16 protein-coding genes are annotated in these 17980 nt (G+C 70.8%); 3 read left to right on the top strand and 13 right to left on the bottom strand.

Annotation, left to right across the window (positions count from 1 at the left end):
- The first annotated feature begins 30 nt into the window (after positions 1-30).
- On the top strand, positions 31-663 hold the full coding sequence (locus G5B31_RS16740) for a DUF1345 domain-containing protein (protein WP_165019352.1): 633 nt from the start codon (positions 31-33) through the stop codon (positions 661-663).
- A 229-nt stretch (positions 664-892) separates the two neighbouring features.
- On the opposite strand, the gene G5B31_RS16735 is transcribed toward G5B31_RS16740, so the two are convergent.
- The 10 genes from G5B31_RS16735 to G5B31_RS16690 all read right to left on the bottom strand — a co-directional run bounded on the left by G5B31_RS16735 (position 893) and on the right by G5B31_RS16690 (position 11546).
- Positions 893-2035 carry an iron-containing alcohol dehydrogenase gene (locus tag G5B31_RS16735; protein WP_165019351.1) on the bottom strand — a complete coding sequence of 381 codons (1143 nt, stop codon included), beginning with the start codon at positions 2033-2035 and terminating at the stop codon, positions 893-895.
- The gene (gene glpK / locus G5B31_RS16730; RefSeq protein ID WP_165019350.1) at positions 2032-3516 is read right to left on the bottom strand and encodes a glycerol kinase GlpK; all 1485 of its coding nucleotides are present in this window, start codon (positions 3514-3516) and stop codon (positions 2032-2034) included. The genes G5B31_RS16735 and glpK overlap by 4 nt, the downstream gene beginning before the upstream one ends.
- 111 nt (positions 3517-3627) lie before the next feature.
- Positions 3628-5349 (bottom strand): ABC transporter substrate-binding protein, encoded by a 1722-nt coding sequence (locus G5B31_RS16725; RefSeq protein ID WP_165019349.1) that lies wholly within the window; start codon positions 5347-5349, stop codon positions 3628-3630.
- Between the two features lie 104 nt (positions 5350-5453).
- Positions 5454-5879 (bottom strand): DUF2160 domain-containing protein, encoded by a 426-nt coding sequence (locus G5B31_RS16720; protein WP_165019348.1) that lies wholly within the window; start codon positions 5877-5879, stop codon positions 5454-5456.
- The gene (locus tag G5B31_RS16715) at positions 5879-6682 is read right to left on the bottom strand and encodes a carbohydrate ABC transporter permease (RefSeq protein ID WP_165019347.1); all 804 of its coding nucleotides are present in this window, start codon (positions 6680-6682) and stop codon (positions 5879-5881) included. The genes G5B31_RS16720 and G5B31_RS16715 overlap by 1 nt, the downstream gene beginning before the upstream one ends.
- Positions 6679-7551: a carbohydrate ABC transporter permease gene (locus G5B31_RS16710; protein ID WP_165019346.1), complete on the bottom strand. Its 873-nt coding sequence runs from the start codon at positions 7549-7551 to the stop codon at positions 6679-6681. Before G5B31_RS16710 ends, G5B31_RS16715 begins: the two co-directional genes overlap by 4 nt.
- A complete protein-coding gene (locus G5B31_RS16705; protein ID WP_165019345.1) occupies positions 7551-8621 on the bottom strand; it encodes an ABC transporter ATP-binding protein in 1071 nt (356 codons plus the stop codon). Before G5B31_RS16705 ends, G5B31_RS16710 begins: the two co-directional genes overlap by 1 nt.
- Before the next feature lies 1 nt (position 8622).
- The gene (locus G5B31_RS16700) at positions 8623-9720 is read right to left on the bottom strand and encodes an ABC transporter ATP-binding protein (RefSeq protein WP_165019344.1); all 1098 of its coding nucleotides are present in this window, start codon (positions 9718-9720) and stop codon (positions 8623-8625) included.
- Positions 9721-9729: 9 nt separating this feature from the next.
- The gene (gene glpD, locus G5B31_RS16695) at positions 9730-11316 is read right to left on the bottom strand and encodes a glycerol-3-phosphate dehydrogenase (protein ID WP_165019343.1); all 1587 of its coding nucleotides are present in this window, start codon (positions 11314-11316) and stop codon (positions 9730-9732) included.
- Between the two features lie 68 nt (positions 11317-11384).
- Positions 11385-11546 carry a hypothetical protein gene (locus tag G5B31_RS16690; RefSeq protein ID WP_165019342.1) on the bottom strand — a complete coding sequence of 54 codons (162 nt, stop codon included), beginning with the start codon at positions 11544-11546 and terminating at the stop codon, positions 11385-11387.
- On the opposite strand from G5B31_RS16690, the gene G5B31_RS16685 reads away from it, so the two are divergent.
- Together G5B31_RS16685 and G5B31_RS16680 are read left to right on the top strand one after the other, a co-directional pair.
- Entirely contained in the window at positions 11545-12303 is a 759-nt protein-coding gene (locus G5B31_RS16685) for a DeoR/GlpR family DNA-binding transcription regulator (RefSeq protein WP_165019341.1), read from the top strand. The genes G5B31_RS16690 and G5B31_RS16685 overlap by 2 nt on opposite strands.
- An 85-nt stretch (positions 12304-12388) precedes the next feature.
- A complete protein-coding gene (locus tag G5B31_RS16680) occupies positions 12389-13549 on the top strand; it encodes a serine hydrolase (RefSeq protein ID WP_165019340.1) in 1161 nt (386 codons plus the stop codon).
- A gap of 455 nt (positions 13550-14004) precedes the next feature.
- Here G5B31_RS16680 and G5B31_RS16675 read toward each other — a convergent pair whose 3' ends face one another.
- The 3 genes from G5B31_RS16675 to G5B31_RS16665 are packed head-to-tail and all read right to left on the bottom strand — an operon-like array spanning position 14005 to position 17924.
- Positions 14005-14535, bottom strand: a complete 531-nt coding sequence (locus G5B31_RS16675) for a chemotaxis protein CheD (protein WP_165019339.1) — start codon at positions 14533-14535, stop codon at positions 14005-14007.
- Positions 14535-15533: a CheB methylesterase domain-containing protein gene (locus tag G5B31_RS16670; RefSeq protein WP_165019338.1), complete on the bottom strand. Its 999-nt coding sequence runs from the start codon at positions 15531-15533 to the stop codon at positions 14535-14537. Before G5B31_RS16670 ends, G5B31_RS16675 begins: the two co-directional genes overlap by 1 nt.
- Positions 15534-15584: 51 nt before the next feature.
- Complete coding sequence (locus G5B31_RS16665) at positions 15585-17924, bottom strand: methyl-accepting chemotaxis protein (RefSeq protein WP_165019337.1); 2340 nt, start codon at positions 17922-17924, stop codon at positions 15585-15587.
- Positions 17925-17980: the final 56 nt, after the last annotated feature.

Raw genomic sequence — 17980 nt, 5'->3', positions numbered from 1 at the left:
ATCCTGCGGCCCTTGCATCCCGAGGCCGCGATGTCCCCCATCCCCCACCTGCGCTTCCTGATCTTCCTGGCGGTCTTCGCCGCCGCCACGCTGGCGCTGGCGCTGCGCCTGCCGCTGGAAAGCGCGCTGATCCTCGGCTTCGACCTCGGCGCCGCGGTGTTCCTGCTCTCGGCGCTGCCGCTGTGGCGGGCCGACGGGGCGAAGGCCGCCCGCGCCCGCGCCGCCCGCGACGACGGCGGGCGGGCCTTCCTGCTCCTGACCGCGGCGGCGGTGCTGGTGGCGATCCTGCTGGCGATGGCCCGGCTGGCCGGCGAGACGGGCGGCGGCGGTCAGGCGGCGCTGGTCTGGGCGACCTTGGTGCTGGCCTGGCTTTTCGCCAACCTGGTCTTTGCCTTCCACTACGGCCACCTGTTCTACGACCGGGTGGGGGAGAAGGATGCCGGCGGCATCGTCTTTCCCGAAGGCGGTGAGGGGGGCGGCGAGCCGGTCTTCGCCGATTTCGTCTATTTCGCCTTCACCATCGGCATGACCTGCCAGACCGCGGACCTGGCGATCTCCTCCCGCGCCATCCGCCGCGCCGTCACCCTGCACGGGTTGTTCGCCTTCTTCTTCAACCTCGGCGTTCTGGCCTTTGCGGTGAACGTGCTGGCGGGGGTGCTGTAGGGGCGGATTTCCTCTCCTTGGCGAAGGCCATTGCCTTCGCCACCGCGCACCATATCAACCATCCCGGCCGGGCCTCAAAGGTCCGGCCAGCGCCCGCCCCGCCCTCGGCGGGCGCTTCTCGCCCGCCGGGTCGGGCGCTGGCCTCTCGGGTTTTTTGTGACCGCCGCCTCCGGGTGAACCCATCCGCACGGGCGGGGGCGAGGCAGTGCCTCGCCTTCTCCCGCCCGCCTCACGCGGCCTCCAGCACCGCGATCAGGTCCTCCACCGCGGGCTGCACCGGATTGCCCTTCATCGAACTGGACTCCAGCGCCGCCTCCGCCACCTCCCGGTGATCCGCCGCCCGCAGCCCCTGGTTCGCTAGCCCCGGCAAGCCTTCCGCCCGGGCCCAGGCCGCCAGCCGGGCCGGGGCCTCTGCCGCCGGGCCGCCGAGCACGCCGGCGATCAGGCCGCAGACCTCCTCCACCCGCGGTCCCGGGGCCAGCCGCCGGTTCATCGCCAGCACCGGCCCGAGAAGCGCGCCGCAGATCGCACCATGCGCCGCGCCGGTCCGTCCGCCGATCACCCCCGCCAGTCCGTGCACCGCGCCGAGCCCGGCATTCGCCAGCGCCAGCCCGCCGCAGAGCGAGGTCCAGGCCAGCGCATCCCTTGCGCCCGCTTCCTCGCCCTGCATCAGCCGCACCAAAGCCGCCAGCCCCCGGGCGAGGACCGGCCGGGTGATGGCATCGGTCCAGGGCGTGGCCTTGCAACTGACATAGGGCTCGATCACCTGCGTCACCGCGTCGAGGCCGGAGGCCAGCGTCACCGCCCGCGCGCACTGGTCGGTCAGCGCCGGGTCGACGATGGCGATCCGCGCCATCATCCGGTCGTCGCGGAGGCTGACCTTGCGGCCGTGATCGGGGCGGCCGTGACCGGGCAGGCCGATCACCGCATTCTTCGTCACCTCCGAGCCGGTCCCCGCTGTGGTCGGCACCGCGACGAAGGGCAGCGGCGGGGCAGGCAGCGGCAAGCCGGGCCCGGCCACTTCCAGATGATCCATCGGCCCGCCCGGGGCCGGCACCAGCGCCGCCAGCGCCTTGCCCATGTCGAGGACCGAGCCGCCGCCGATGGCCAGCACCCAGTCCGGCGCATGGCCGCGGGCCCGGGCGAGGGCGGCCTCCAGCAAGGCCAGGGTGGGTTCCTGCGCGACGGAGATCGCCAGAAGCCCCGGATTTTCGTCGAAAATCCGCCCGCCCAGGACGGCAACGGCCCGCTCCGGGGAAGCGCCATGCACCACCAGACCGCGCGGGCCGAAGCCCTGCGCCAGCGGCAGCGCCTGCGCCGAAGTCCCCCGGCCGAACAGGATGCGCGGCGGCTGGAGGATCGCGAAGCTCATACCGACATCGTCGCCTGCACCGCCCGCTGCCAGCGGGCATAGCGGCGGTCGCGCTCCTCCGCCGCCATGGCGGGGGCGAAGCGGCGCTCCAGCGCCCAGGCCCTGGCGAAGTCCTCCGGCGGCGGGCAGAGCCCGGCCTGCAGCCCGGCCAGATAGGCGGCGCCGAGGGCGGTGGTCTCGGTCACCACCGGCCGGTCCACCGGCGCGCCCAGGATGTCGGCCAGGAACTGCATGGTCCAGTCGCTGGCCACCATGCCGCCGTCCACCCGCAAGACGCCCTCGGCCGCGGCCCCCCAGTCGGCCCGCATCGCCTCCAGCAGGTCGCGGGTCTGGTAGCCGACGCTTTCCAGTGCCGCCCGGGCGAATTCGGCCGGGCCGGAGTTGCGGGTCAGGCCATAGACCGCGCCGCGGCAGTCGGGCCGCCAGTAGGGCGCGCCGAGGCCGGTGAAGGCGGGGACCAGCACCACCTCCTGCGCGGCCTCGGCCGCCTCGGCCAGCGGTTGGGTTTCCCGCGCCTCGCGGATGATCTTCAGCCCGTCGCGCAGCCATTGCACCACCGCGCCGGCGATGAAGATCGAGCCTTCCAGCGCATAGGTCGTCCGCCCGTCCAGCCGGTAGGCGATGGTGGTCAGGAGCCGGTTCTTCGACGGCACCCGGTCCGCCCCGGTGTTCAGCAGCGCGAAGCAGCCGGTGCCATAGGTGGATTTCATCATCCCCGGCCGGAAGCAGGCCTGTCCGACGGTGGCGGCCTGCTGGTCGCCCGCCACGCCGAGGATCGGGATCTCGCGGCCGAACAGGTCGGGGCGGGTGGCGCCGAAGGCGGCGGCGCAGTCGCGCACCTCGGGCAGGATCTGCATCGGAATGTCGAGCAGGCCGCAGATCTCGGCGTCCCATTCGTTGCTGGCGATGTTGTAGAGCAGCGTCCGCGCGGCGTTGGTGGCGTCGGTGGCATGGACCCGCCCGCCGGTCAGGTTCCAGATCAGCCAGGAATCGACGGTGCCGAAGGCGAGTTCCCCCTGCGCCGCCCTGTCGCGGGCGCCGGGGATGTGGTCCAGCAGCCATTTCACCTTGGTGCCGGAGAAATAGGGGTCGAGCAGCAGGCCGGTGCGGGCGGTGATCATCGGCTCGTGACCGGCGGCGCGCAGGGCCTCGCAGGTGTCGGCGGTGCGGCGGTCCTGCCAGACGATGGCCTTGTGCAGGGGTTGGCCGGTGGTGCGGTCCCACAGGATCGTGGTCTCGCGTTGGTTGGTGATGCCGATGGCGGCGATCCGATCGCTGCCGATGCCGGCCTTCTCGATGGCGGCGCGGGCGGTGGAGGCGACGGTGGACCAGAGGTCCGCCGGATCATGCTCCACCCAGCCGGGCTGCGGGAAATGCTGGGAAAACTCGGCCTGGGCCTGGGCGACGGGGCGCAGGGCCGCATCGAACAGGATCGCGCGCGATGAGGTGGTGCCCTGGTCGATGGCGAGGATATGGGTCATGGCGAGCGGCAGCCCCGGCGGTGAGCGCCAAGAATTCTGGAGAATTCTTGGCAAATTTCTTGGAAGAAATTTGCGGGCGGTCCCGGGAGGAACCGCCCGCAAACCTTGGGCTTACTGCCAGGACTTGATCAGTTCGTCATAGCTGACGGTTTCCGGGGCGGGATCCTCGTTCTCCAGCTTGGCCACCGGCGAGCCCGGCGCGTCCAGCCATTCCTGCGGGTCCTTCTCCTCGTTCAGCTTCGGGCCGATGTCGCCCTGCACGCCGGCGCGTTCCAGCCGCTCCAGCACCTTCTCCTGCTCGGCGCACAGCGCGTCCAGCGCCTCCTGCGGGGTCTTCGCCCCCGACATGGCGTCGCCGATGTTCTGCCACCACAGCTGCGCCAGCTTCGGATAGTCCGGGATGTTGGTGCCGGTCGGCGACCAGGCCACGCGGGCGGGCGAGCGGTAGAACTCGACCAGGCCGCCAAGCTCGGGCGCGCGTTTGGTGAAGCTGTCGTGCTGGATGGTGGATTCGCGCACGAAGGTCAGGCCGACGTGGGATTTCTTCACGTCCACCGTCTTCGAGCTGACGAACTGGGCGTAGAGCCAGGCCGCCTGCGCGCGGTCGACCGGGGTCGACTTCAGGATGGTCCAGGAGCCCACGTCCTGATAGCCGATCTTCGTCCCCTCGGACCAGTAGGCGCCGTGGGGCGAGGGGGCCATGCGCCATTTCGGCGTGCCGTCCTCGTTCATCACCGGCAGGCCGGGCTTCACCATGTCGGCGGTGAAGGCGGTATACCAGAACATCTGCTGGGCGATGTTGCCCTGCGCCGGAACCGGGCCCGCCTCGCCGAAGGTCATGCCCTGCGCCTCGGGCGGGGTGTATTTCTGCAGCCATTCGATGGCCTTGGTGACGGCATAGACCGCGGCCGCATCGTTGGTCGCCCCGCCGCGTGCGACGCAGGAGCCGACGGGGCGGCTGTTCTCGTCCACCCGGATGCCCCATTCGTCCACCGGCAGGCCGTTCGGCTCCCCCTTGTCGCCCATACCGGCCATCGACATCCAGGCATCGGTGTAGCGCCAGCCGAGGCTGGGGTCCTTCTTGCCGTAGTCCATGCTGCCGAAGACGCCGCTGGCCGGGCCGCCCATGTAGCTCATGTCGCGGCCGGTGAAGAATTCGGCGATGTCCTCATAGGCCGACCAGTTGACCGGCACGCCGAGGTCGTAGCCATACTTGGCCTTGAAATCCTCCATGGTCTTCGGATCGGTGAACCAGTCGTAGCGGAACCAGTAGAGGTTGGCGAACTGCTGGTCGGGCAGCTGATACAGCTGGCCGTCCGGCGCGGTGGTGAACTTGATGCCGATGAAGTCGTTCAGGTCCAGCCCCGGGTTGGTGACGGCCGCGCCTTCGCCGGCCATCCAGTCGGTCAGGCTGCGGGCCTGCTGATAGCGCCAGTGGGTGCCGATCAGGTCGCTGTCGTTGATATAGGCGTCGTAGACGTTCTCGCCGGTCTGCATCTGGGTCTGCAGCTTCTCGACCACGTCGCCCTCGCCGATCAGGTCGTGGGTGATCTTGATCCCGGTGATGGCGGTGAAGGCCGGGGCCAGCACCTTGGATTCGTATTCATGGGTGGTGATGGTCTCGGAGACGACCTTGATCTCCATCCCGGCATAGGGGGCGGCGGCGTCGACGAACCATTGCATCTCGGCCTCCTGCCCGGCGCGGTCGAGGCTGGACATGTCGCCGATCTCGGCATCGAGGAAGGCCTTGGCGGCCTCCATGTCGGCCCAGGCGGGCAGGCCGGAAACCATCAGCGCAAGCGCCATGGCGGTTGTGGTCTGGCGGTGTCTCATCTAGTCCTCCCGTGGAATGTGACACTTCGGTTTCGCATTCGTGCCCCGGGGCCGGTGCTGGGGTCGCATCCGTGCGCAGGCCCCGGGGCGCTTCGTTTCCTGTCCTAGACCCAGCGGAACACCGCCGCGGCATAGACGAGGCAGAGCGCGGTGGCGCCCCAGAGGGGCGGTCCCGCGAAGAACAGCCAGGCCAGATGGATGAAGGCCGAGCCCAAGAGGCTGATGAACAGCCGGTCGCCGCGCGTGGTCTCGATCCGAAGAAGGCCGATGCGCGGGGTTTCGGGGAAGCGGATCGCCAGCAGGGTCATGGCGACCAGAAGGCAGGCGATGGTCCAGAAGAACAGGGCGATGGGCAGCGTCCAGGCCATCCAGCCGCCGCGGATCATCGGCGCGAACCAGTCGATGGCGCCGTCCTTCTTCGGGGCCACGAGGAGGAGGGCGATCAGCGCGGCGGCCATGACGGCGGCGGCGGCCAGCGCGATCAGCGTCCAGTTCGGGCGGCGGGGGGCTGCGGTTGCGGCGTCGGTCATCACACCCTCCCCAGGGCGAAGCCCTTGGCGATGTAGTTGCGGACGAACCAGATGACCAGGGCGCCGGGCAGGATGGTCAGGATCCCGGCGGCGGCCAGCACCCCCCAGTCCATGCCGGAGGCGGAGACGGTGCGGGTCATGATGGCGGCGATGGGCTTGGCGTTCACCGCGGTCAGGGTGCGGCTGAGCAGCAGTTCCACCCAGGAGAACATGAAGCAGAAGAAGGCGGCGACGCCGATTCCGCTGGCGATCAGCGGCATGAAGATGCGGATGAAGAAGCGCGGGAAGGAATAGCCGTCGATATAGGCGGTCTCGTCGATCTCCTTCGGCACGCCGCGCATGAAGCCCTCGAGGATCCAGACCGCCAGCGGCACGTTGAAGAGGCAATGCGCCAGCGCCACGGCGATATGGGTGTCGAAGAGGCCGACGCTGGAGTAAAGCTGGAAGAAAGGCAGCGCGAAGACGGCCGGCGGCGCCATGCGGTTGGTCAGCAGCCAGAAGAACAGGTGCTTGTCGCCCATGAAGGTATAGCGGCTGAAGGCATAGGCCGCGGGCAGGGCGACGGTGATGGAAATCACCGTGTTCAGAACCACATAGAGGATGGAGTTCACGTAACCCATATACCATGAGGGATCGGTCAGGATCACCGCGTAGTTCCGCAGGGTGAAGGTCTGCGGCCAGAGCGTGAAGGTCGAGGTGATCTCGGTGTTGGTCTTCAGGCTCATGTTCAGAAGCCAGTAGATCGGCACCATCAGGAAGATCAGGTAGACCGCCATGACCAGCGCGGAGGGGCGTATCTTCATGGCGCATTCTCCCGGTCGAGGTTGGTCATCACGGTGTAGAACACCCAGGACACCAGCAGGATCACCAGGAAATACATCAGGCTGAAGGCCGCGGCGGGGCCGAGGTCGAACTGCCCGACCGCCATCTTCACCAGGTCGATGGAGAGGAAGGTGGTGGAATTGCCGGGGCCGCCGCCGGTGACGACGAAGGGCTCGGTATAGATCATGAAGCTGTCCATGAAGCGCAGCAGGATGGCGATCAGCAGCACGCCCTTCATCTTCGGCAGCTCGATGTAGCGGAAGACGGCCCACCGGCTGGCCTGGTCTATCCGCGCCGCCTGATAATAGGCCTGCGGGATCGACTGCAGCCCGGCATAGGCCAGCAGCGCCACCAGCGAGGTCCAGTGCCAGACATCCATGGTGATGATGGTCACCCAGGCGTCCAGCGCGTCGTTGGTGTAGTTGTAGTCGATGCCGATTGCGGCCAGCGCCCGGCCCAGAAGGCCGATGTCGACCCGGCCGAAGATCTGCCAGATGGTGCCGACCACGTTGAAGGGGATCAAGAGCGGCAGCGCCATGAACACAAGGCAGAAACTGGCCCAGAACCCCTTCTTCGGCATGTTCAGCGCGATGAAGATGCCGAGCGGCACCTCGATGGCCAGGATGATCGCCGAGAACAGGATCTGCCGGCCGAGCGCATCGTGCATCCGCGACGAATTCACCGTGTCCTCGAACCATTCGAAGCCGGCCCAGAAGAACTCGTTGTTGCCGAAGGTGTCGTTGAAGGCGTAGTTGACCACGGTCATCAGCGGGATGACGGCCGAGAAGGCCACGATCACCAGCACCGGCAGCACCAGGAACCAGGCCTTGTTGTTGACGGTCTTGTCCATCAGGCGGCTCCCTCCACGCGCCAGTCGTCGGCGTAGACGCTGATCTTGCCCGGCGCGAAGCTGACATGGGTCAGCTCGGGGCCGAGCGGCATTCCCTCCGGCACCACGATGTTCAGCGGAAGGCCGGCGGTTTCGGCGCGGACAAGGCGGTGGCGGCCCACGTCCTCCACCCGGCGGATGGCGACGGGCAGGCCGGGGCCCGAGGTCAGCACCGCATGTTCGGGCCGGATGCCGATCTGGGTGCGGCCCTGCGCGGCGTAGCGGGCGCCGAGCGCCACCTCGCCGCCGTCGAGGATGGCGCGGTCGCCCTCGATCCGGGCGGGGAACAGGTTCATTCCCGGCGAGCCGATGAAATAGCCGACGAAGGTATGGGCCGGCCGCTCGAACAGCTCCTCCGGCGTGCCCATCTGCACCACCCGGCCGTCATACATCACCACCACCTTGTCGGCGAAGGTCAGCGCCTCGGTCTGGTCGTGGGTGACGTAGATCATGGTATGGCCGAACTGGCGGTGCAGCGATTTCAGCTGGGTCCGCAACTCCCATTTCATGTGCGGGTCGATCACCGTCAGCGGCTCGTCGAAGAGGATGGCGTTGACGTCCTGCCGCACCATGCCGCGGCCGAGGCTGATCTTCTGCTTGGCATCGGCGGTCAGCCCCTTGGCCTTGCGGTCCAGCCGGTCCTCCATCCCGATCATCCGGGCGATGTCCTGCACCCGTTCGGCGATGTAGGCGGCGTCCATGCCGCGGTTGCGCAGCGGGAAGGCGAGGTTGTCGCGCACGGTCATGGTGTCGTAGACCACCGGGAACTGGAACACCTGGGCGATGTTGCGCTCGGCCGTCGGGGAGTCGGTCACGTCGCGGTCGCCGAAGAGGACGCGGCCCTGAGACGGGCGGAGAAGGCCCGAGATGATGTTCAGCAGCGTGGTCTTGCCGCAGCCGGAGGAGCCGAGCAGCGCATAGGCGCCGCCGTCGTCCCAGACGTGATCCATCTCCTTCAGCGCGAAATCGTCCTCGGACTTCGGCGCCGGCAGGTAGCTGTGGGCGAGGTTCTTCAGCGTGATCCGGGCCATGTCAGGCAGCCCCCTTCAGGTCGGCATAGGCGGCAGGGGCGGCAAGGCGGCCCGCGCCGTCGAAGAGGTAAAGGTGCGCCGGGTCCAGCCAGACCCGCACCTCGGCCCCGGGGGAAAGGTTCTGCACGCCATGGACCAGCCCGACCCAGCGGTCGGCGCCATGGGTCAGGTGCAGAAAGGTCTCGGACCCGGTGATCTCGGTCACGATCAGGCTGCAGGAAAATTCCAGCGCCTGCGGAGAATGTTTCAGCAAGTCCAGATGGTTGGCGCGGAAACTTGCAGTATATTCCCCGTCCGGCAGCGCCGCCAGCGCGCCCGCCGCCGGCAGCCGGGCGGTGCCGCCGAAGGTCAGGCTGCCGCTGGCCTTGACCGCCGGGACGAAGTTCATCGGCGGATCGCTGAACACCCGCGCCGTCACCATGTCGGCGGGCTGGCGGTAGACCTGCGGCGTCGGGCCGAACTGGGTGATCCGGCCCTCCCACAGCGTTGCGGTGTTGCCGCCGAGCAGCAGCGCCTCCTCCGGCTCGGTGGTGGCGTAGACGAAGATCGCGCCGGAAGCCTCGAATATCCTTGGGATTTCGACGCGCAGCTCTTCGCGCAGCTTGTAGTCCAGATTGGCCAGCGGCTCGTCCAGCAGCACCAGCCCCGCGCCCTTGACCAGCGCCCGCGCCAGCGCGCAGCGCTGCTGCTGGCCGCCCGACAGCTCCAGCGGGCGCCGGTCCAGCATCGGCGTCAGCCGCAGCATCTCGGCGGTCTCGCGCACCGCGCGGTCGATCTCCGCCCGGTCGCGGCCGAGGATGCGCAGCGGCGAGGCGATGTTCTCGTAGACCGTCAGCCCGGGGTAGTTGATGAATTGCTGGTAGACCATGGCGACGCCGCGGTCCTGCACCCGCACGCCGGTGACGTCCGTGCCGTCCCACAGGATGCGGCCCTGCGTCGGCGCGTCCAGCCCGGCCATCAGCCGCATCAGGCTGGTCTTGCCGGCCAGCGTCGGCCCCAGCAGCACGTTCATCGTGCCCTTCGCCAGCGTCAGGCTGGTCGGGTGGATGTGCACCCGCCCGCCGGCCGCCCGCGATACGCCCTGAAGCTCCAGCGTCATGCCGTTTCCCTATTCCGCGGCCGGGGTGATCGCCCGGCCTTCCGTCATGTGTTGCCCGATCGCGGCAATCTGCTCCGCGCTCAGCCGCAGGCCCAGCTTGCTGCGCCGCCAGACCACGTCCTCGGCCGTCCGCGCCCATTCGCGGGCCGTCAGCCAGCGGATCTCGGCCTCGGTCAGGGTGGCGCCGAAATCGCGGCCGAGGTCTTCCATGGCCTTCGCCGGGCCGAGCAGCGCGAAGGCCTCGGTGCCATAGGCGCGGATCAGCCTTGCGGCGTGGTAGTCGGTCAGGAACGGGTATTCGGCCCGCAGCTTTGCGGTCAGCGCCGCCTTGCCGTCATGCGGGAAATCGCCGCCGGGCAGGGGCACGCGGGCGGTCCAGTTGCCCTTCAGTCCCGGGAAGAACGGCGCCAGCTTGGCCATCGCGCTTTCGGCCAGCCGGCGCGAGGTGGTGATCTTGCCGCCGAAGACGTTCAGCAAGGGCGGGCCGTCCCTGTCCAGCGACAGCACGTAGTCGCGCGTCGCCGCGGTGGCCGACTTCGCCCCGTCGTTGTAGAGCGGGCGGACGCCGGAATAGGTCCAGACCACATCCTCCGCCGCCAGCGGTCTGACGAAATATTCCGAAGCGAAGGCCAGCAGATAGTCGCGCTCCGCCTCGGTGCAGCGGGCCTCCGAGGGCGCGCCCTCGTGGTCCATGTCGGTGGTGCCGATAAGGGTGAAGTCCTGCTCGAAGGGGATGGCGAAGATGATCCGCCCGTCCGCCCCTTGGAAGAAATAGCAGCGGTCGTGGTCGTAAAGCCGGCGGGTGACGATATGGCTGCCGCGCACCAGCCGCACGCCCTCGGGCGTGGCGATATGGGCGACGTTGCGGATCACATCCTCGACCCAGGGCCCGCCGGCGTTGACCAGCACCTTGGCATGGTGGATGCGCGGGCCATCCGGGGTTTCGGTGGCGATCTCCCAGCCGTCGCCCTGCCGGGTGGCGTGGGTGACGCGGGTGCGGGTCAGGATGGTGGCCCCCCGGGCGGCGGCGTCGCGGGCGTTCAGCACCACCAGCCGCGAATCCTCCACCCAGCAGTCGGAATATTCGTAGGCGCGGCGGAACTTCGGCTTCAGCGGCTTTCCGGCCGGGTCCTGGGTCAGGTCCAGCGCCCGGGTGGCGGGCAGGATCTTCCGCCCGCCCATGGTGTCGTAAAGGAACAGCCCCAGCCGGATCAGCCAGGCCGGGCGGCGGCCGCGCATCCAGGGCATGACCACCGACAAGAGCCGGCTGGTCGGGGTGTCGCTGTCGAAGCGCATCCCGGCGTGGATCGGCAGCACGAAGCGCATCGGCCAGCTGATGTGGGGCATGGCGACCAGAAGCGTCTCGCGTTCCTCCAGCGCCTCGCGCACAAGCCGGAACTCGAAATATTCCAGGTAGCGCAAGCCGCCGTGGAACAGCTTGGTCGAGGCCGAGGAGGTGGCCTGCGCCAGATCCCCCTGTTCGGCCAGGGTGACCGTCAGCCCGCGGCCGGCGGCGTCGCGGGCGATGCCGCAGCCGTTGATGCCGCCGCCGATGATGAAGAGATCGGTCCTGCCGGGCCGGGCCGCTTCGGTCAATGTGGATCCTCCCCCGGGAAGGGCTTCGCCTTCCGCGGGCAAAGCCTGCACCGGGGGCGCGGCCGTCGTCAATCGGGAATTTTCGTTTTTGCGCGATTGCCGGAAAAACGAACATTTGAAAATGCCAGGGCGGCATCATACTCTGCCCGCAGGGCCGGATTTTCTGCATTCGCGCAATAACGAATGCAACCGCAGCAAGTAACCGGCCGCGATGGGGAAAGGCGTTCCATGGCGATGAACATCCGGCAGAGCGAGATTCTCGACATCGCCCGGGCCGAGGGCAGGGTGGGGGTCGAGGACCTGGCGCAGCGCTTCGAGGTGACGCTGCAGACCATCCGCCGCGACCTGTCGGAACTGGCCGAGGCGGGGTTCCTCGACCGGGTGCATGGCGGCGCGGTGGCGCGCACCGGCGTCGTCAACATCGGCTACGAGCAGCGCCGGCGGATGAACGAGGATGCCAAGGCCGCCATCGCCCGCGCCTGCGCGGCGGAGATCCCCGACAATTCCAGCCTGATCCTGAACCTCGGCACCACCACCGAGGCGGTGGCGCGCGAGCTCTTGCACCACAAGAACATCACCGTGGTGACCAACAACATGAACGTGGCCAATATCCTGCTGGCCAACCCGGGCTGCGAGATCATGGTGGCGGGCGGCGCGCTGCGGCGGTCGGACGGCGGGCTGGTGGGCGAACTGACCACCCAGTTCTTCGAGCAGTTCAAGGTCGATTTCGCCGTGGTCGGCACTTCGGCGCTGGACCTCGACGGCGACATGCTGGACTTCGACCTGGCCGAGGTGCGGGTCAGCCGGGCGATCCTTGGCCGGGCGCGTAGCCGCTTCCTGGTGACGGACCGCTCCAAGCTGGGTCGCTCCGCCCCGGCGCGGATCGCCTCGCTGTCCGAGATCGACACCGTGTTCACCGATGTGGCCCTGCCCGAGCCCTTGGCAACGGCCTGCCGCGACTGGGGCACGCGGGTGGTGCTGGCCTGAACCCCGGATTTTCGCCGAAAATCCGCGGGGCTTGCGGCGGGCCGGGCCGGGCGCTACCCCTGTCGGGACGGACAGGGAGGCAGGCATGGCAACGGATTTCGCGGCGCGCTACGGGTTCCGGCGCGCAGAGGTGACGCTGGCGAACTGGCGCACGGCGCCCTTCAGCCGCTGGGCCTTCCAGAACGTTGCCGAACTGGTGCCGAGCGCGATCCGCCTTCCCGCCGATCCGCGCCCGGAGGCGCCGGCCGAGGACCCCGCCCTGTTGCAGGCGCCGCTCGGCGCGGGCGGGACGACGGTGGCGGAGCATCTGGCCGCGCATGACACCGACCTCTTCTGCGTGATGAAATCCGGCCGGGTGCTGGCCGACTGGGCCGCGCCCCATGCCGACCCGGCGCTGCCGCATCTGGTGTTCTCGATCTCCAAGTCCCTGACCGCGCTGCTGGCGGGGGCGCTGGAGGCCGAGGGCAGGCTCTCGCCCGGGGACCCGGTGACCCGCTTCGTGCCCGAGGCCGCGGGCTCCGCCTTCGGCGAGGCCAGCCTGCGGCACCTTCTCGACATGACCACAAGGCTGGATTTCGACGAGGCCTATCTGACCCCGGACAGCCCCTTCGCCCGCTACCGCCGGGCGATGCTGTGGAACCCGGGGACGGACGGCCTGACGCTGCTCGAATTCCTCTGCACCATCCCGCCGCTGCCCGGGGGTTATGGCGACGCCTTCCGTTACCGCTCGCCCAATTCCGACATGCTGGGCGCGATGGTGGAGCGCGCGGGCGGTGCGCGGCTGGCCGACCTGTTCCAGGAAAGGGTCTGGACCCGGATCGGCTGCCGCGGGCCCGTGGCGCTGACCGTCGATGCCGTGGGGCTGGGACGCGCCGCCGGCGGGGTGTCGATGACGGCGCGCGACCTCGCCCGGGTGGGCGAGATGATGCGGCAGGGCGGCATCGGCCCCGGCGGCCGGGTGGTGCCCGGGCCTTGGGTCCGCGACACGGTGGAGGGCGGCGACCGCGGCCAATGGGCCCGCGGCGACTTCCCCGAGCTGCTGCCGGGCGGGGCCTATCGCAACCAGTGGTATCGCTCCGGCGGCGACTGGTTCTGCGCCATCGGCATCCACGGCCAATGGCTGGCGGTGGACCCCGCCAGCGAGGTGGTCGTCGTCAAGCTCTCCTCGCAGGCCGAGCCGGTGGACGACGACATCGACCAGCGCAACATCGCCTTGTTCGAGGCGCTGTTCCGGCATCTGGGGTAAGGGAACGGGCTGCCGCTTTGCCTGGACGATCCCCTTGGCGAAGGCGTGTGCCTTCGCCACAGCACAACGCTTCCCCTTGTCCCGGCCGGGCCCCAAAGGCCCGGCCAGCGCCCGCCCGCCCTCGGCGGGCGCTTCTCGCCCGCCCGGTCGGGCGCTGGCCTCTCGGGGTCTTGTGCCACTGCCGTCTCCGGGTGACATGTCCCGCAGGGGCGGGGGGCGAGGCAGTGCCTCGCCTCATCCCGCCCGGCCCTGCCGCGGCCCTTCCGGCGCCGGATGCCGGCCCGGCCCCTTGCCGGCTGCGCGATGCGGAGTTTTCTTGCAGCCGAGGACGCCTTTCCTTGGCGCGGCGAAGGAGCCTCCTGCGGAGCGTTCTGCAAGTCCGGCAGTCCGCGGATGGACGCTCTGCCGGCCGGACCCGCTGCGGCGCTTTCCTCCGCCTGCCGGCATCGCGCCTTTCAGAACAGCTCGATGCTGGTCCCCGCCGCCGGCCTCGGCGGGCTGCGCAGCGGGGTCTCGTCCAGCTGGTCGTTCGGGATCAGCAATTGCCGTGCCCGTCCCGTGGCGGGGTGGAAGCTGACCCGCCGCGCCCGGGTGCCGCCCAGGCTTTCGGCGCGGCAGGCGATCCCCTCCGTCCGCAGGAAGCCGCGGGCGAAATCGGCATTGGAGGCGCCGATGTCGCGCAGGTTGGCGGCGATCTTCGCGCCGCCGAACAGCTTGGCCTGCAACGCCTCGCGCCGCGCCCCGGCGCGCAGAAGGCCGTTGATCAGCACCTCCATCGCATGGACGCCGTAGCGGTTGTCCGGCGCGGAGGAATTGCCCAGCGACTGCGCCAGCAGGAAATGGTTCATGCCGCCGATACCGCGGCCCGGATCCCAGATGCAGGCGGCGATGCAGGAGCCGAGGATCGTGGACAATTCCTCGCCCGGATCGGCGGAGACGCGGAATTCGCCCTGCACCACCTGCATCATCCGCGGGGCGAAATGCATCACCGGCCGCCCTCCGCCCGCGGTTCGGCGCAGCGGGCCAGCAGGGCGGGGCCGATGCGGTCCAGCGGCAGCCGCTCGGCGGCGGCGCCGGTCTCCCAGGCGGCGCGCGGCATCCCGTAGACGACCGAGCTCGCCTCGTCCTGCGCCAGGGTGGCGGCGCCGGCGCGGCGCAGCTCCAGCATCCCCTGGGCGCCGTCGCGGCCCATGCCGGTCAGCAGCGCCGCCGTCACCCGCGGCGCGAAGGGCAGCGCGGAGCGGAAGAGTTCGTCGACCGAGGGCAGGTGGCCGGACACCGGGTTGCCCGAAGCGACCTCGACCCGCGGCGGCAGTCCCGGCAGCAGCCGCAGGTGGCCGCCGCAGCCGGCTCCGACCACCACCATGCCGGGCAGGAAGGGCGCGCCCGGCTGCGCGGCCAGCACCCGGGCGGCGCAGGCGCGGTCGAGCAGGCGGATCAGGCTGCCCGAGAAGGCCGCGCCGGTGTGCTGGACGATGGCGGTGGGCGGGCAGTCGGCCGGGAAGACCGACAGCACCCGCGACAAGGCGTCGATCCCGCCGGTGGAGGCGCCGATCAGGATGAAGCGGTCGGCCCGGCTGCGGCCGGTGACCGCCGGCACTTTCGGCGGCACCGGCGCGGGCGGGGCGGCGGGCCGGGCCAGCGCCGCCCGGATCGCCGCCAGCATCGCCGCCGGCGGCAGCGCCGGGTCCAGCGCCGGGGCCTGCCCGCCGGCCCCGGGCGGCGGCGGGCCGGAGGCGATGCGCATCCAGGCGATGCCCATCACCCGGAACATCGCCAGCAGGCCGGGGAAGTCCGGGTGCCGCATCAGTTCGGGGCCGAGGATCACCAGCTTCGGCTCGACCTCCTCGACCCGGACATAGGCGCCGGACAGGTCGCTGGCCCGGCCGCAGAGCCGCAGCTCCTCCAGCCCCTCCAGCGCGCGGCCGAGCCGGGAGAGCGCCAGCGGGCTGGCGGTGACGATGACGGTGGGGATCGCACTCATGACGGGTCTTTCCGGGAAGGGACGCGCGGCGGGATGCCGCCGCGGGCGGCATCAGGAGGCGGCCCTCAGGCGCGGCGCGGTGCTGTGCCTGCCAGAAGGCATCCCGACGCTGGTGTCTGCCACGAAGGCGGGTTTTTCGGCCGGCGGGGAGGGGAAACCGGCCTCCCCGGCATCGGACGGGGGGCCGGGCGGCGGAAGCGCCGTTTCCGGCTCCGCCGCCGGGGCGGTGCGGAAGCGCGCCACCAGCTCCTGCAGATGCGCCGCGCTGCGGGCCATGGCCGCGCCGGCGGCTTCGGCCTCCGCCGCCATGGCGGCGTTCTGCTGGGTCACGCCGTCCAGCTGGATCATCCCGGCATTCACTTCGGACAGCCCGCCGGACTGGTCCGCCGCGGCCCGGGCGATGCCGGAAACCAGCGCGGCGATCTCCTCGACCCGGCGGAGGATGCGGTCCAGCGCCGCGCCGGTCTCCGCCACCCGGGTAACGCCGGCCTCGACCTGCCGGCCGGAGGCGGCGACCAGCGCCGCGATCTCTTTCGCCGCGGCCGAGGACCTTTGCGCCAGCGCCCGCACCTCCGAGGCCACCACGGCGAAGCCCTTGCCGGCCTCGCCCGCCCGTGCGGCTTCCACCCCGGCGTTCAGCGCCAGCAGGCTGGTCTGGAAGGCGATGTCGTCGATCGCCCCGATGATCTGGCCGATGTGGCGGGCCGAGGTCTCGATCCCGGTCATCGCGGCGACGGCGGATCGCACCACCTCGGCGCCCTGTCCGGCCTCGGCCCGGGCGTCGCGGGTCAGCCGCTCGACATGGCGCGCGCCCTCGGCGGTGCCGCGGACCGAGGCGGTCAGCTGGTCCAGCGCGGCGGCGGTTTCCTCCAGCGTGGCGGCCTGGGTCTCGGTCCGGCGCGACAGGTCGGCGGCGGACCGGCCCACCTCTCCGGCCGCCCGGCCGATGCCGCCGGCCGCCCCGACCACATCGGCCATGGCTTCGTTCACCCGTCCGATGGCCCGGTTGAAATCCTGCCGCAGCCGGTCCAGCCCGGCGGGGAAGGCCGCCTCCAGCCGCAGCGTCAGGTCGCCCGCCGACAGGTCCCCCAGGGCCTGCCGCAGCGCGTCCACCGCCCGGTCGTCGGCCTCGCGCGCCGCCTGCCGCTCCGCGTCCCGGGCGCGCGAGTCGGCCAGACGGGCGCGCAACTCCTCCAGCGCGCGGGCCATGGCGCCCACCTCGTCGCGGCGGGCGGTGCCGGGAATGGCGGCCTGCAGGTCGCCCGCCCCGACCGCGGCCATCGCCGTGCAGAGCCGCGCCACCGGGCCGGTGATCGAGCGCGCCAGCACCAGCCCCGCGGCGCCGACGGCCAGCAGGGCTGCGGCGCCGAAGCTCAGGCTGCGGCGCAGGAATTCCTCGGGCCCCGCCATGGCCGCCTCCCGGTCCAGCTCGACCGCGAGGAGCCAGGGGTCCCCGCCGGGCAGCGCCACGGGCGTCGAGCGGGCGAAACCCGTCCGCCCCGATTGCAGCGGTGCATCGGCTGTCCCGCCCGGCTCCGCCAGATGCGGCAGGGGCAGCAGCGGTGTCCCCGGCGCGATCCCGCCCACCGCGGCCCGGGCCAGCCCGTCGGGGCCGGCGACATAGACCTCCATCCCGACACCTCCACCGGCGGCATCGGCGACGATGCGCTGCAAGAGGCCGGGCGGCAGCCGGACCGCCAGCACCCCGGCCGGATTGCCGTAGCCGTCGTCGACCGGGGTGGCGAGGACCATCGCCACCGCGCCGGCCGCCGGATCGGGCAGGAAGTCCGAGACCGCCACCTCGCCCGGGGCCAGCGCGGCGGCGCGGGCGACGGTCCGGGCCAGTTCGCTGTCCCTGTAGGGGCCGCTCCTCAGGTTGGTGGCAAAATCCTCCGCCTTGGCGTGGCTGTAGAGCACGTCGCCGTCCGGGCCGATCAGCAGGACATCGGCATAGCCCGCCCGGGCGACCACGGTGTCGAAATAGCGGTGCAGCGCCTCGTGCCGGAAATGATAGCCGCCCTTGCCCTCGGCCTTGGCCAGCCGGGCCCGTTCGCCGGGCGGATGGGGGTTGCCGGTGACATAGGCCGCGCGCAACTGGTCGAAGGCGGTCTCGCCCAAGTCCTGCACCGAGGCGCGCAACTGGCCGAGCGATTTCGCCACCGTCGGGCTGGCGGCCAGCGCCGCGGCCCCGGCGCCGGTGTCGGCGAGCCAGCGGGCGACCGCCTCCTCCTCGGCCCGAAGGATGCGGGCGACGCGGGCCTCGGCCTCCTGCACGGCCAGGTCGCGCAGGGTCAGCCAGGCCAGCGCCAGGGTGATCCCGGCGACCAGCAGGCTGAGGCCGATCACGGCGGCGGGAACCTTGAGGCGGATGGGCAGGGCGGGGCGGAGCATGGCGGGGTCCTGGCGGGCGGTCGGGGGCAGCTTGCGGCGGGAGAGGCTTCCGAAGG

Origin of the sequence: Rhodobacter sp. SGA-6-6, assembly GCF_011043545.1 — a bacterium.
Classification (GTDB): domain Bacteria; phylum Pseudomonadota; class Alphaproteobacteria; order Rhodobacterales; family Rhodobacteraceae; genus Pseudogemmobacter.
This window is presented reverse-complemented; position numbering and strand designations above follow the sequence as displayed.

Coding starts and splice junctions, on each gene's coding strand:
- G5B31_RS16740 (WP_165019352.1), top strand. CDS start 31: ATGTCCCCCATCCCCCACCTGCGCTTCCTGATCTTCCTGGCGGTCTTC.
- G5B31_RS16735 (WP_165019351.1), bottom strand. CDS start 2,035: ATGAGCTTCGCGATCCTCCAGCCGCCGCGCATCCTGTTCGGCCGGGGG.
- glpK (WP_165019350.1), bottom strand. CDS start 3,516: ATGACCCATATCCTCGCCATCGACCAGGGCACCACCTCATCGCGCGCG.
- G5B31_RS16725 (WP_165019349.1), bottom strand. CDS start 5,349: ATGAGACACCGCCAGACCACAACCGCCATGGCGCTTGCGCTGATGGTT.
- G5B31_RS16720 (WP_165019348.1), bottom strand. CDS start 5,879: ATGACCGACGCCGCAACCGCAGCCCCCCGCCGCCCGAACTGGACGCTG.
- G5B31_RS16715 (WP_165019347.1), bottom strand. CDS start 6,682: ATGAAGATACGCCCCTCCGCGCTGGTCATGGCGGTCTACCTGATCTTC.
- G5B31_RS16710 (WP_165019346.1), bottom strand. CDS start 7,551: ATGGACAAGACCGTCAACAACAAGGCCTGGTTCCTGGTGCTGCCGGTG.
- G5B31_RS16705 (WP_165019345.1), bottom strand. CDS start 8,621: ATGGCCCGGATCACGCTGAAGAACCTCGCCCACAGCTACCTGCCGGCG.
- G5B31_RS16700 (WP_165019344.1), bottom strand. CDS start 9,720: ATGACGCTGGAGCTTCAGGGCGTATCGCGGGCGGCCGGCGGGCGGGTG.
- G5B31_RS16685 (WP_165019341.1), top strand. CDS start 11,545: ATGGCGATGAACATCCGGCAGAGCGAGATTCTCGACATCGCCCGGGCC.
- G5B31_RS16690 (WP_165019342.1), bottom strand. CDS start 11,546: ATGGAACGCCTTTCCCCATCGCGGCCGGTTACTTGCTGCGGTTGCATT.
- G5B31_RS16680 (WP_165019340.1), top strand. CDS start 12,389: ATGGCAACGGATTTCGCGGCGCGCTACGGGTTCCGGCGCGCAGAGGTG.
- G5B31_RS16675 (WP_165019339.1), bottom strand. CDS start 14,535: ATGCATTTCGCCCCGCGGATGATGCAGGTGGTGCAGGGCGAATTCCGC.
- G5B31_RS16670 (WP_165019338.1), bottom strand. CDS start 15,533: ATGAGTGCGATCCCCACCGTCATCGTCACCGCCAGCCCGCTGGCGCTC.
- G5B31_RS16665 (WP_165019337.1), bottom strand. CDS start 17,924: ATGCTCCGCCCCGCCCTGCCCATCCGCCTCAAGGTTCCCGCCGCCGTG.